Origin of the sequence: Pantoea sp. SS70, assembly GCF_029866845.1 — a bacterium.
In the GTDB taxonomy this organism is placed as follows: domain Bacteria; phylum Pseudomonadota; class Gammaproteobacteria; order Enterobacterales; family Enterobacteriaceae; genus Pantoea; species Pantoea leporis.
The window spans coordinates 2657094-2670715 of sequence record NZ_CP117199.1 but is presented as its reverse complement, the minus strand read 5'-3'; the positions used below and the strand labels follow the sequence as shown (position 1 = coordinate 2670715).

Annotated in this window: 9 protein-coding genes; all 9 read left to right on the top strand. The window is 40.5% G+C overall.

Going from position 1 to position 13622, the window contains the following annotated elements; all coding sequences use genetic code 11:
- Nucleotides 1-10: 10 nt before the first annotated feature.
- The 9 genes from galE to PO881_RS12360 all read left to right on the top strand — a co-directional run bounded on the left by galE (nucleotide 11) and on the right by PO881_RS12360 (nucleotide 13578).
- On the top strand, nucleotides 11-1024 hold the full coding sequence (galE, locus tag PO881_RS12400) for a UDP-glucose 4-epimerase GalE (protein WP_280171861.1): 1014 nt from the start codon (nucleotides 11-13) through the stop codon (nucleotides 1022-1024).
- Between the two features lie 525 nt (nucleotides 1025-1549).
- The gene (locus PO881_RS12395) at nucleotides 1550-2965 is read left to right on the top strand and encodes a mannose-1-phosphate guanylyltransferase/mannose-6-phosphate isomerase (RefSeq protein ID WP_280171860.1); all 1416 of its coding nucleotides are present in this window, start codon (nucleotides 1550-1552) and stop codon (nucleotides 2963-2965) included.
- A gap of 14 nt (nucleotides 2966-2979) precedes the next feature.
- Entirely contained in the window at nucleotides 2980-4365 is a 1386-nt protein-coding gene (gene cpsG, locus PO881_RS12390; RefSeq protein ID WP_280171859.1) for a phosphomannomutase CpsG, read from the top strand.
- On the top strand, nucleotides 4358-5152 hold the full coding sequence (locus PO881_RS12385) for an ABC transporter permease (RefSeq protein WP_280171858.1): 795 nt from the start codon (nucleotides 4358-4360) through the stop codon (nucleotides 5150-5152). Before cpsG ends, PO881_RS12385 begins: the two co-directional genes overlap by 8 nt.
- Complete coding sequence (locus tag PO881_RS12380) at nucleotides 5152-6375, top strand: ABC transporter ATP-binding protein (protein WP_280171857.1); 1224 nt, start codon at nucleotides 5152-5154, stop codon at nucleotides 6373-6375. The genes PO881_RS12385 and PO881_RS12380 overlap by 1 nt, the downstream gene beginning before the upstream one ends.
- Nucleotides 6365-7645, top strand: coding sequence for a class I SAM-dependent methyltransferase (locus tag PO881_RS12375; RefSeq protein WP_280171856.1), 1281 nt, complete (start codon nucleotides 6365-6367; stop codon nucleotides 7643-7645). The genes PO881_RS12380 and PO881_RS12375 overlap by 11 nt, the downstream gene beginning before the upstream one ends.
- A complete protein-coding gene (locus tag PO881_RS12370) occupies nucleotides 7645-11289 on the top strand; it encodes a glycosyltransferase (protein WP_280171855.1) in 3645 nt (1214 codons plus the stop codon). Before PO881_RS12375 ends, PO881_RS12370 begins: the two co-directional genes overlap by 1 nt.
- 40 nt (nucleotides 11290-11329) lie before the next feature.
- Entirely contained in the window at nucleotides 11330-12472 is a 1143-nt protein-coding gene (locus tag PO881_RS12365) for a glycosyltransferase family 1 protein (RefSeq protein ID WP_280171854.1), read from the top strand.
- Nucleotides 12469-13578 carry a glycosyltransferase family 4 protein gene (locus PO881_RS12360; RefSeq protein ID WP_280171853.1) on the top strand — a complete coding sequence of 370 codons (1110 nt, stop codon included), beginning with the start codon at nucleotides 12469-12471 and terminating at the stop codon, nucleotides 13576-13578. The genes PO881_RS12365 and PO881_RS12360 overlap by 4 nt, the downstream gene beginning before the upstream one ends.
- Nucleotides 13579-13622 lie beyond the last annotated feature (44 nt).

The window sequence follows — 13622 nt, the reverse complement described above, 5'->3', positions numbered from 1 at the left end:
AGGAGTACACATGGCTATTTTGGTAACGGGCGGAGCGGGATACATCGGCTCCCATACGGTGCTGGCGCTGTTAGAGCGCGGCGACGACGTTGTGGTCCTGGATAACCTTTGCAATGCTTCCCGCGAAGCCATTAACCGCGTGGAAAAGCTCTCAGGCAAAAAAGCGGTGTTCGTTGAAGGCGATATCCGCGATCGCGCCTGCCTGCGTGACCTGTTTGCCACTAACGATATCAGCGCTGTGATTCACTTCGCCGCACTGAAAGCCGTTGGTGAGTCCACGCGCATGCCGCTGGAATACTACGAAAACAACGTGGCTGGCACTGTGGTGCTGCTGGAAGAGATGCGCGCTGCTGGCGTGTGGAACTTCATCTTCAGCTCATCTGCGACCGTTTATGGCGCCGATGCACCGGTTCCTTACGTGGAAACCACGCCAATTGGCGGCACCACCAGCCCGTACGGTACCTCGAAGCTGATGATCGAATTCGTGATGCGCGACTTCGCTAAAGCCGAACCGAACTTCAAGGCCATCGCGCTGCGCTACTTCAACCCGGTTGGCGCGCATGAGTCTGGTGAAATCGGTGAAGATCCAACCGGCATTCCTAACAACCTGCTGCCGTACATCGCGCAGGTGGCGATTGGCCGTCTGGAGAAGCTGGGCGTGTTTGGCGATGATTACGACACGCCAGATGGCACCGCACAGCGCGACTACATTCACGTTGTCGACCTGGCAGAAGGGCACCTGAAAGCGCTGGACCACTTAGCCAAAGTTGAAGGCTACAAAGCTTACAACCTCGGTGGCGGCGTGGGCTTCTCCGTGCTGGAGATGATCAAGGCGTTTGAGAAAGCGTCCGGTAAGCCGATTCCGTTTGAGTTTAAGCCACGCCGTGACGGCGATCTGCCAGCGTTCTGGGCAGATGCGACACTAGCGAACAACGAACTGGACTGGCGCGTGACGCGCGGGATTGATGCCATGATGCGTGATACGTGGAACTGGCAGTCGAAGAATCCGAATGGATTTGAATAACAGATAATTAAAAAACTTAAAACCCGGTAAATGCCGGGTTTTTTTATGCCTGAATATTTTAAGCTCTGATTGCTTAGGTTGTTTTTTATTCAGGGTGTGCATATTAATGGCAGGAATACTCCTAAACGCAAATCTACTCCATCACACCCCATCTTACTGTTTTAGCGTTAAAAAAGTGGTGACTTTAATTGTTTGGAAAATCGACTATATTCTTGTGAGTCAACAGGTTGTACATATGTCGACCATTAAGAGGTTGTTAAGATTTCTAGCCAGGTCATCAGACAATAACCATGTTAATTCTGCAGCACAAAATGTATTATTTGCGGTGGTCTCGGAATAGGTCGATTCTTGCTGCAATTTTGACCATTTAACTTTCTGAGCTCGAAAACAGAGGAATGACTTGTTACACAGCATAGTGGTTGCTGCAAGCCAAGGGCGGTAGCGTGGCTATTTTAATTTTTGATGAAAAAATAACCCGCTGATAAATGATATAGCAGTCTAAAAAGACACATTAGAGGTTGTGGAATGTTACTTCCCGTAATCATGGCCGGAGGAACCGGCAGTCGTTTGTGGCCCCTTTCACGTGAACTCTATCCTAAGCAGTTCATTAGTCTGCACGGGCAGTACTCAATGCTGCAGGAAACAGTAAATCGCCTGACAGGTGTGGAAGCTCGTGCCCCGTTGGTCATCTGTAATGAAGAACACCGCTTTCTGGTTGCAGAGCAGCTTCGGCAAATTAACAAACTCTCCCACAACATTATCCTTGAACCTGTTGGTCGTAATACCGCACCGGCGATTGCGCTCGCTGCCATTAACGCGATTGAGCAGGGTGACGATCCCGTCCTATTGGTTCTGGCTGCCGATCATGTGATTGAAAACCGTGCTGCGTTTCATCAGGCAATTGCGACAGCCACTCAATATGCCAAGCAGGGGCATTTAGTCACTTTTGGTATTGTGCCGACAGGCCCAGAAACGGGCTATGGCTATATCCACCGTGGCGCGCAGATTGCAGATGCTGAAGACGCCCCATTTGGCGTACAGCGCTTTGTAGAGAAGCCGAATCTTAAAACAGCGGAAGATTATTTAGCGTCAGGTGAATATTACTGGAACAGCGGTATGTTCATGTTCCGCGCTAAACGTTACCTGCAAGAGCTGGAAAAATTCCGCCCTGACATTCTTGATGCCTGTCGTCGTGCCATGGCTGGCGTGCAGGAAGGGCAAGATTTTATCAATATTGATAAAGAAGATTTTATTGCCTGCCCGGATGAATCTGTCGATTACGCCGTAATGGAGCAAACCGATGCTGCAGTGGTTGTGCCACTTGATGCCGGTTGGAGCGATGTCGGCTCGTGGTCAGCGCTTTGGGAAGTGAATGAAAAAGACGCCGCGGGCAACTCACTCAAAGGCGATACCTTCCTGCATAACACCAAAAACTGCTACATCAACAGTGAAGACCAGTTGGTAGCAGCTATTGGCGTGGAAAATCTTGTCATCGTTAACACTAAAGATGCAGTACTCGTCGCGCGTAAAGATCAGGTGCAAGACGTTAAGCGCGTGGTTGAATTTTTGAAAAGCGAATGCCGTAGCGAATACCGTCGCCATCGTGAAACCTATTGGCCTTGGGGTCGCTGCGATCTGGTGGTCAATACGGGGCGCTTTAATGTGAACCGAATTACCGTAAAACCGGGTGAAGCGTTCGAGTTGCAGATGCATTACCACCGCACCGAGCACTGGGTCATTCTCTCCGGCACTGCGAAAGTCACCATTCAGGATAAGACTTTATTGTTGACTGAAAACCAATCGACCTTTATTCCAATTGGTCACCAGCACACGCTGGAGAACCCAGGGAAAATTCCTCTGGAACTGCTTGAGATTCAGTCTGGCTCATATTTGGGTGATGACGACCTGATTTTGATTAAAGAACAATTTGCCCCTAAATAAGGACAATAATAAAAATGGATGCACTGACGTGTTTTAAAGCTTATGACATTCGTGGTGAGCTGGGCAAAGAGCTAAACGAAGATATTGCTTATCGTATTGGTCGCGCTTATGGCGAATTTCTTAAACCAAAAACTATTGTTGTTGGTGGCGATGTCCGCCTGACTAGCGAAGCACTTAAAATGGCGCTGGCCAATGGTTTAATGGATGCCGGTACGGATGTACTTGATATTGGCATGAGTGGCACTGAAGAGATTTATTTCGCCACTTTCCATTTGGGTATTGATGGCGGTATTGAAGTGACGGCCAGCCACAATCCCATGAACTACAACGGAATGAAATTGGTGCGCGAAGGCGCGCGCCCAATCAGCGGCGACACTGGTTTGCGTGATGTTCAACGTCTGGCAGAAGCCAATGAGTTTGCTAATGTCGATAGCACCAAGCGTGGCAGCTATAAGCAAATCTCAATTTTAGATGCTTATGTCGACCATTTGATGGGCTATATCAATCTGGCTAATTTTAAACAGCCAATGAAGCTGGTGATTAACTCAGGTAACGGTGCCGCTGGCCACGTGATTGATGAGATCGAAAAGCGCTTTAAGCAGGCAAACGTACCAGTCAGCTTTATTAAAGTTCATCATCAGGCCGATGGTAACTTCCCGAACGGAATCCCTAATCCTCTGTTGCCAGAGTGCCGTAAAGATACCGCAGATGCAGTGCGTGAGCATAATGCAGATATGGGTATCGCTTTTGACGGTGATTTTGACCGCTGTTTCCTGTTTGATGAAAATGCAGAGTTTATTGAAGGCTACTACATCGTAGGATTGTTGGCAGAGGCTTTCCTTAAGAAAGAGCAGGGTGCCAAAATTATCCATGATCCGCGGCTGACCTGGAACACGATTGATGTCGTGACGAAAGCAGGTGGGATTCCAGTGATGTCTAAAACTGGACATGCATTTATTAAAGAACGTATGCGTGAAGAAGATGCAATTTATGGCGGCGAAATGAGCGCGCATCACTATTTCCGTGATTTTGCTTATTGTGATAGCGGAATGATTCCATGGCTATTAGTTGCAGAGTTGCTGCAAACTAAGAATAAGAGTTTACAGTCGCTAGTTATGGATCGTATGGCTCATTTTCCAGCCTCAGGTGAAATTAACCGTAAAGTTAATCGTGCTCATACCCTAATTGCAGCCATTGAAGACAAATATTTTTCCGATGTGTTGCAGATCGATAAAATAGATGGCTTAAGCATGTCGTTCGATTCATGGCGTTTTAATCTGAGGACTTCCAATACAGAACCATTGATGAGACTTAATGTAGAGAGCCGTGAAAACCAAAAACTTATGGAAGAAAGAACTAAGGATATACTCGCTTTCTTGGATGAAGTTGATCATGCTTGACATGTTTAAATCTCTATATCAATATCGAGGCTTTATTGTTAGTAGCATCAAGCGGGATTTTCAATCCCGCTATCAATCAAGCATGCTTGGTGCTATATGGCTGGTGTTACAACCTCTTGCGATGATATTAGTTTATACACTTGTATTTTCTCAGGTAATGAAAGCCAGAATGCCGGATAATTCCGGGTCATTCGCTTATAGCATATATCTTTGCTCAGGAGTATTAACTTGGGGGTTATTTACTGAAATCTTGGATAAGAGCCAAGGAGTATTTATTAACAACGCCAACTTAATCAAAAAACTTAGCTTCCCTAAAATATGTTTACCTTTTATAGTTGTTGCATCTGCGGTGCTAAACTTTTTGATAATATTTTCACTCTTTTTGATATTCCTTATATTTACGGGTAACTTTCCAGGTTGGCTAATTCTTTCAATGCTTCCTGTAATTCTACTCCAAATTGCATTTGCAGCTGGATTAGGCATGATTTTTGGAGTGATGAATGTCTTCTTCCGTGATGTAGGGCAGTTTGTTAGTGTATTACTCCAGTTCTGGTTTTGGTTCACTCCAATAGTTTACGTACTAAATTCACTGCCCCAATGGGCACATAAAATACTTATGTACAATCCGGTTGCACGACTGATGCAATCTTATCAAGGTATTTTTGCCTATCATAAAATGCCTGATTGGGGTTCTCTCGTTCCGGTACTAGTATTAGCCATTATATTTTGTGCTTATGGTTTGATTTTATTTAGAAGGCATGCGGCTGAAATGGTGGATGAACTTTAATGACACATATATTTGTTTCAGGCGTGGGTAAGGCATACAAAATTTATCAGAGGAAAGTGCATCGTCTAATTGAGTGGATGGTGCCTGGTATTAAGGCGCAACATACGCTTAAATGGATATTGAAAGATATCAGCTTTGAAATCAATGAAGGTGAAGCGGTTGGCATTATTGGTATCAACGGAGCAGGGAAGAGTACCTTATTAAAGTTGATAACTGGCACTGCAAAACCAACATCGGGTAGTATAGATATTGCAGGCAGAGTGGCAGCAATGCTTGAGTTAGGTATGGGTTTTCACGCCGATTTTACTGGTCGACAAAACGTATTTATGTCCGGACAGCTTTTGGGTCTTTCAGTTGAGCAAATAAATACTCTAATGCCTGAAATTGAGTCATTTGCGGAAATTGGAGATTATATTGATCAGCCAGTACGTGTATATTCTAGTGGGATGCAAGTTCGGCTGGCTTTCAGTGTTGCCACTGCCATACGTCCAGATATATTAATTATAGATGAAGCGCTATCTGTAGGCGATGCCTATTTTCAGCACAAAAGCTTTGAGCGAATTCGGGAATTCAGACGCAATGGGACAACGTTATTGCTGGTTTCACATGACAAACAGGCAATCCAAAGTATTTGCGACCGCGCAATTCTTTTGAATAAAGGTGAAATTGCGATGGAAGGTGAGCCAGAGTCAGTGATGGATTATTATAACGCCTTATTAGCTGATAAAGAAAAGAAATCAATAAAGCTCAGTAGCAATGATGGCAAACTTGCAACACTCTCTGGCACCGGAGAGGCATCTATCTCCGACATTAAACTACTCAATGCAGAGGGTGCATCTATTGAAACTTTGCATGTCGGGCAGTCTATTACTTTAAAAATCTCTGTTATGGTTAATGAAACTATTGATGAGCTTGTAGTCGGCTATGCTATTAAAGACAGACTGGGTCAGCCCGTCTTTGGTACAAATACTTATCATATGAAGAAAGTACTGAATAACGTTCTCGCAGGCAGAAAAGTTGAATACGAATTTACTTTTGACGTTAATTTAGGAATTGGGTCATATTCTTTGGCAGTAGCACTTCATTCTTCCGATACGCATGTTGCTAGAAATTATGAATGGCGTGATCTTGCTCTGGTATTTACCGTAGTCAACAGTGGTAAACAGTCATTCATAGGAGTAGCTTGGATTCCGCCGCAATTGGAGATCAAAGGTGAGCAATAATTTTTATCGAAAGTTTGAAGATAAACATCGTGGAAGTACCGATGAAATTCGTCAAAGATTACTTGTATATTTACCTTTAATGACCAGCTTGCACGAATTTTATCCAGATTCAGTAGTCGCTGATATTGGCTGCGGTCGTGGTGAGTGGCTAAAGCTATTGCGCGATAATGAAATTCAGGGAATAGGTGTAGATCTAGATGAGGGGATGCTTGCTGTAGCACGCAAAGATGGCTTAAATATAGAACAAGATGATTGTATAAACTTTCTGAAAAGGCAGACTGACGATAGTCTAATGGCAATCACTGGTTTCCATATTGTTGAGCATCTTCCTTTTAATATCGTACATACGCTTGTCAGTGAAGCTCTCAGAGTTTTAAAACCGGGGGGGTTACTTATCTTGGAAACACCCAATCCTGAAAACGTAAGTGTTGGTAGTTGTTCATTTTACATGGACCCAACACACCATAACCCCTTACCTCCTGAGTTACTTAAATTTTTACCTGACTACTATGGGTTTAAAAGAACCCGCATTGTTAGGCTACAAGAGAGCCCTCGGATAAGATCTGAAGAAACTGAAGTTGCGTTAACAGAAGTTTTGAAAGGCGTAAGTCCCGACTATAGCATAGTAGCTCAAAAAGCCGGACACAATAATTTACATAGCCAACTAAATAAGTTTTTTGTAAAAAAAATTGGAGTGACATTAGATGAACTCGCTGATCGTTATGATGCCTCTTTAAATCTTAAATTTGAAAGAATATCTTCTAATTATTCGGCTGAACTTGAACTTATTCATGAAAAAATAAACTCCTTTAGTCAGGTCAATAAGAAGTTGGCAGAAACTAATGCAGAACTTGCAATCAATAATAGTGAACTAAACCAACAATTAAGTGCAGTCTATTTGAGTAGCTCATGGCGAGTAACATCACCTATACGTAGGGTGGTGGATATATTAAAACGTATTAATGCCGCGCGCAAAAAAGGATTTAAATACCTTGCAAGCGCCTTGATGAAAAAAGTTTTAAATCGTTTAATAATTTTAATGGGCAAAAACCCTGGATATAGAACTAAAATATTATTGATGATGCGTAAAGTTGGTATATATAGTGCCATCCGTAAAATCTATCTTAATACTATTTCCAGTGAAAAAAAATCGAAAATTTACGATCATTCCATAGCTGAAAAAAATCATAATAATATGACTGGTCGTGCCGTTGAAATATTTGAAGAGTTAAAGAGCCATGAAGATCAAGTTAATAAAGGTGATAGGTGATGAAGATAGTTATTGATTTGCAAGGCGCGCAAACCGAAAGTAGATATAGAGGTATTGGTCGCTATTCTTTATCTATAACCAAGGCCATACTTCGCAATAATAAAAATCATGAATTTTATATTTTATTAAATGGAAACTTTAGCCACACTATTGATGCGATTAAACTTGCATTTAACGGCTTATTGCCCGAAAGCAACTTTATTATATGTCAATTACCATCTCCTTTAAGAGCCTGTGATGAAGGCAACGAATGGCGTCAAAGAGCAGCAACTCTGTTACGAGAGGAAATGCTTTGCTCTTTACAGGTTGATTTAGTTTTTATTACTAGCTTATTTGAAGGACATATTGATGATGCTATCGTCACCATCAAGTCGTTAAAAAGCAGGTTTAAGGTGGCAGTACTTCACCATGACCTAATACCTTTAGTAAATGAAAAAGTGTACTTACAAGATACTCGCTTTCGTCAATATTACATGGCAAAAATTGAGCATCTGCAAAAAGCCGACCTTATTTTAACAAATTCAGACTATACCGCGAAAGAAGCCAAAGAGCATCTATGCGACACGTCAGCACGGATCGTTTCAATTTCGTCTGCTACTGATGATGAATGGTATGATAAAGAAATTTTGGATATTAATTATGAAGATATAAAAAATAAATTTTCAATTACGAAGGATGCAATTCTTTATGCTCCTGGTGGGTTTGATAAACGAAAAAATTTCGAACGACTAATAAACTCTTATTCTGCAATTGAACCGGAATTAAGATTCAATAAACAATTGGTTATAATTAGTAAGATTAACGATAGTGACCGAATTCTTCTGCAAAATATCATAAAAAATGCAGGTCTAAACAAGAAGGATGTAATTCTCACTGGCTATGTAACTGATGATGAGTTAATTCTACTTTATCGTAATTGCTTCTTATTTATTTTTGCTTCCGAACATGAAGGTTTTGGCCTTCCGATATTGGAAGCGATGAAGTGTGGTGCGCCTACTATTGGATCTAATGTTACCAGTATACCTGAAGTAATTGGACTGGAGGATGCTCTGTTCGATCCTTTCTCGGAGCAGTCAATTACGGATAAAATGCGGCAAGCAATTGTTGATGAGGATTTTTTAAGTACACTAAAAGCACATGCCATAAATCAGGCTGCAAAATTTTCTTGGGAAATTTCAGCTCAACGCGCTTTAGATGCTTTTGACCTTCTTAATAAAGAGACTGAAATTTGTGGTTTTAGCGAAAAAGAATCTATTGTTGAGCAAATAAAAAAAATCAGTACTCGTGTTAGACCATCAAAGCAAGATTTAATGCGCGTTGCAGATGCCCTGGATCGCAACATGAAATTAATCGAGCTTATACAAGTTTTCGATAGCCCGCTCGAGTGGCAGGTTGATGGACCATTTGACTCATCTTACAGCTTGGCAATTGTCAACCGTGAGTTTGCACGAGGGCTTGCTTCTCAGGGGGCCGAAGTGATTCTGCATTCTACTGAGGGGCCCGGAGATTATAAACCTGATTCTGCATTCATGAATAAATCAACTAATGCAGACTTACGTGAATGGAATAAAAGAGATATCAATCCGCAAATTAAAGCACCATCAGTGCAGTCGCGAAATATATATCCGCCACGTGTAACAGAGTTAAGTGCAAAGATAAAATTATTACACTGCTATGCTTGGGAGGAGACAGGATTTCCACTTGAGTGGATTCACAACTTTAACCGTGAACTCGATGCTGTACTGTGTACTTCAGTTCACGTTAAAAAAATTCTAATCGATAATGGGTTACGAATTCCAGCATTTGTTACAGGTAATGGGTGTGATCACTGGGAAAAAATAACTGCAAAAAATTATTCATTAGGACAAACTAACTCATTCCGATTTTTACATGTATCTTCTTGTTTCCCACGTAAGGGAGCAGAAGCGATGTTGGATGCGTATGAGCGAGCATTTAATTATGAAGATGATGTAACGTTAATCATCAAGACCTTTGACAATCCGCATAATAATATTACTGATAGCCTCGCTATACGGCAAAAAAGTAATCCTAATTTCCCTAATGTATTAATTATTAAAGACGACCTTGATGAAGCTGACCTGAAGAGCATCTATCAACAATGTCATGTTTTGGTTGCGCCGAGTTGTGCCGAAGGTTTTGGACTGCCAATTGCTGAAGCTATGCTGACTGGCATGCCTGCAATAGTGACGAATTGGAGCGGACAGAAGGACTTTTGCGATGAGGAAAATAGCTGGTTAATCGATTACAGTTATTCACATGCTAAAACTCATTTCGCATTATATTCCTCAGCTTGGGTTGATTCAGATGTTAATGATTTAGCTAATAAGATGAAATTTGCTTCACAAACTTCTCCTGAGAAGTTAAAAGAAATGGCGCAAAAAGGCCGCAGTAAGATTCTTTCGGTTTTTAATTGGTCTTCAGTGGCGCAAAGATCTGTTTCAGCACTTCACACATTGAAAGCAAAGCAGTGGGAGATTAATCAGCCCTCTGATATAGGTTGGATTACCACTTGGAATACCAAGTGTGGTATTGCTACCTATTCACAGCACTTGATAGGAAATATGCCAGGAGTTAATTCAACAATATTCTCGCCTAACGGACAAGAGCTGATAAATACGAAAGATGATATAAGTATAAGAAGTTGGAATATTGGTAAGGAAATTAATAATTTCGATATGGTTTTAGAGCATATTGTAAAAGCACGACTGAATACTATTATTATTCAATTTAATTACGGTTTCTTTAATCATTCCGAATTATCCAAATTTATCCAAACATTGAAAGAACGTGACATTGTGGTAATCATGACGTTACATTCAACGGTTGATCCAGAAAAGTTGCCTGAACAGAATTTCAAATTGATTCATATTAAAGCAGCTTTGCAATCTTGTGATAGATTACTGGTACATTCATTTCCTGACCTCAATCGGTTAAAATCACTTGGTCTTGAAAGCAATGTTACTCTATTCCCCCATGGAGTGCTGAGTAATAGATCTATTTCGAAACGTAATAAATTCAATGAAGAGGTACCAGTAATCGCAACTTATGGATTCTGCTTGCCTCACAAGGGGTTAATTGAAATATTACAAGCTATCAGAATTCTACGTGATCGTAATAAACTGGTTAAACTTAAATTAGTTAATGCTGAGTTTCCGGTAATCGAGTCGAATAACTTAGTTCGTTTTTTAAAAAATTATGTAAAAGAACATGATCTTTATTCTCTAGTTGAATTTCATAACGAATTTTTACCTGACAGTGAAAGTCTTAAGTTATTGTCTGATGCTGATCTCTTATTATTTGCGTATCAAGACACTGGAGAGTCGGCAAGCGGTGCTGTGCGTTACGGTATGGCAACGTCTAAACCTGTCATGGTAACACCGATCCCTATTTTTGATGACCTTGGTGATGCAGTATTTAAATTTAATGGATTTAGTCCAGAAATCATTGCTGAGGATATCGTGGCAACACTTAGCGAAATCAGCAATAAGAGCTCGGTTTCACAAGCAGTAAGCTCTGCAGCAAACGCTTGGTGTAACCAGCATGATTACAGCTTAGTTGGTCAACGACTTGAAAATATGTGTACTGCGTTAGTCAGGAATAAAAAAATTAAAGACTGGTATTAATAATTAAATGAGGTAGATTGAACCTACCTCTAAGGAATTTATGAAGGTTATTATTTCTGTTGAGCCAATTAAATATCCACTGACAGGTATTGGACGCTATACGTATGAATTAGCTAAAGGTATAGAAAAACTAAATCTAATTGATAGTCTTTGTTACTTTGACGGCAAAAAAATTGTTGGCACTATTCCAGATCAAAATGCAAAGGTTACCGTTTCACATGGCATCAAGAACTTACTGAAAAATAGCTCAGCTGCAATAAAAATATATCAAACTCTATCTCCTGCTATAAAAAAAAGAGTGCTTTCCCATTATAGTGACTACATATATCATGGTCCGAACTTCTTTTTGCCTCCTCATGCAGGAAAAAAAATAACTACTTTTCACGATCTTAGTCCTTTCAAATACCCTATTTTTTTCGAGCCTAAAAGATGCAAGTATACTCAGCAGGAGATATTAAAGGGTCTTAAACGGAGTGATTACATTATCACCGTGTCTGATTATATAAAAAATGAACTCGCTGAGCATTTCAACTTTCCATACGAAAAAATTAAAACGACGCATTTAGCTGCATCTTCGAGTTTCCATCCAAGAGATGCGTTGCAAACGATGCACATAATGAAAAAATACGGGTTAGAATACCAAAGATTTTCGCTATTTGTGGGAACTATTGAACCTAGAAAAAACATTGTATCACTTATCGATGCTTATGAGAGTTTACCTATATACATCCGTCATACATACCCACTAGTCATAAGTGGTTTTAAGGGATGGAAAAATGAAGATATTCTTTCAAGAATTGAAAAGGCACAGCGAGAAGGATGGTTAGTTTATTTAGGCTATGTTCCTAATGATGATATTGCGCCGCTTTATAGTGCTTGTCGGGTATTTTGTTTCCCAAGCAAATATGAAGGATTTGGCTTACCTGTACTTGAAGCCTTACAATCTGGGGTTCCTGTAGTGTGTTCAAACAATTCATCATTACCGGAGGTCGCGGGTGAATCCTCGTTTTATCATGACTCAAACGATGTGTCGGGTATTGCTAAACAATTAGAAATTGCAATCAGCTCCGATGAACAACGTAAAATTGCTATCGACCGAGGAATTATTCATTCCAAACGTTTCAGCTGGGAAAAGTGTGCCCGTGAAACTGTAGATATTTACTCAGAAATAAATATTTTATGATAAAAGTCCTGCATTTTTATAAAACCTACTACCCTGATTCTTTTGGTGGTATCGAGCAAGTCATTTTTCAAATAGCGGAAGGAGCTCTTGAACATAAAATCGATTCAGTCGTGCTTTCTTTAACTCACGGGGCGACTAATCTTGATACTAGTGTTGCTTCGCATAAATCTTATAAGGTTCATGCGAATTTTTCTATAGCCTCAAGTCCATTTTCACTTCAAGCTTTAAATCATTTTAAACAATTAGCAGAAAAAGCGGATATCATCCATTATCATTTCCCTTGGCCTTTTATGGATATGGTACATTTTCTTTGCAAGGTTCAAAAACCTACTGTTGTAAGTTATCATTCAGATATCGTAAGACAAAAAAACTTACTTAAACTATATAGTCCACTAATGCACAAGTTCATGTCATCTGTGGACAAAATTATCGCAACTTCTCCGAATTATGTTGCAACAAGCCCCGTTTTAAAAAAATACCTCAATAAAGTTGATGTTATTCCTATTGGAATTAATCAAGATGGTTATTCTTTACCTAATCCATTAGTTATCGATTCCTGGAGAGCCAAGCTACCCGAACGTTTCTTCTTATTTGTTGGTACTCTACGTTATTATAAAGGATTGCATATCTTACTCGAAGCCAACGCGAAACATGATTATCCCATTGTTATCGTGGGTTCTGGCACAATTCAAAAGCAACTTGAAGCACAAGTTAAGCAAATGGGCTTAAAGAATATTTTCTTTTTGGGGGCTCTTAATGATGCTGACAAAATTGCTTTGCTTCACCTCTGCTATGCGATAGTTTTCCCATCCCATCTACGCTCAGAAGCATTTGGTATCTCCCTGCTTGAAGGAGCTATGTTTAGAAAACCCCTTATTTCAAGTGAAATAGGAACAGGAACATCATGGATCAACATACATAATCAAACAGGCCTTGTTGTTCCTCCCTCAGATCCTCACGAATTATCGATGGCAATTGAAAAAATTTGGAATAATACCGAAATGGCAATGTCATTTGGTCAACGTGCTTACCAACGATACCGTGAACATTTTACGGGTGAAAAAATGGTTTCTTCCTACGTTGAACTTTATAAGTCATTGTTATAATTTGATTTTTTGTTTTTTGGTGTTTGCTCGTTCATAGCATCAAT

Bases quoted from the DNA above. Each gene is read 5' to 3' on its own strand.
- galE (WP_280171861.1), top strand. From the start codon at position 11: ATGGCTATTTTGGTAACGGGCGGAGCGGGATACATCGGCTCCCATACG.
- PO881_RS12395 (WP_280171860.1), top strand. From the start codon at position 1,550: ATGTTACTTCCCGTAATCATGGCCGGAGGAACCGGCAGTCGTTTGTGG.
- cpsG (WP_280171859.1), top strand. From the start codon at position 2,980: ATGGATGCACTGACGTGTTTTAAAGCTTATGACATTCGTGGTGAGCTG.
- PO881_RS12385 (WP_280171858.1), top strand. From the start codon at position 4,358: ATGCTTGACATGTTTAAATCTCTATATCAATATCGAGGCTTTATTGTT.
- PO881_RS12380 (WP_280171857.1), top strand. From the start codon at position 5,152: ATGACACATATATTTGTTTCAGGCGTGGGTAAGGCATACAAAATTTAT.
- PO881_RS12370 (WP_280171855.1), top strand. From the start codon at position 7,645: ATGAAGATAGTTATTGATTTGCAAGGCGCGCAAACCGAAAGTAGATAT.
- PO881_RS12365 (WP_280171854.1), top strand. From the start codon at position 11,330: ATGAAGGTTATTATTTCTGTTGAGCCAATTAAATATCCACTGACAGGT.
- PO881_RS12360 (WP_280171853.1), top strand. From the start codon at position 12,469: ATGATAAAAGTCCTGCATTTTTATAAAACCTACTACCCTGATTCTTTT.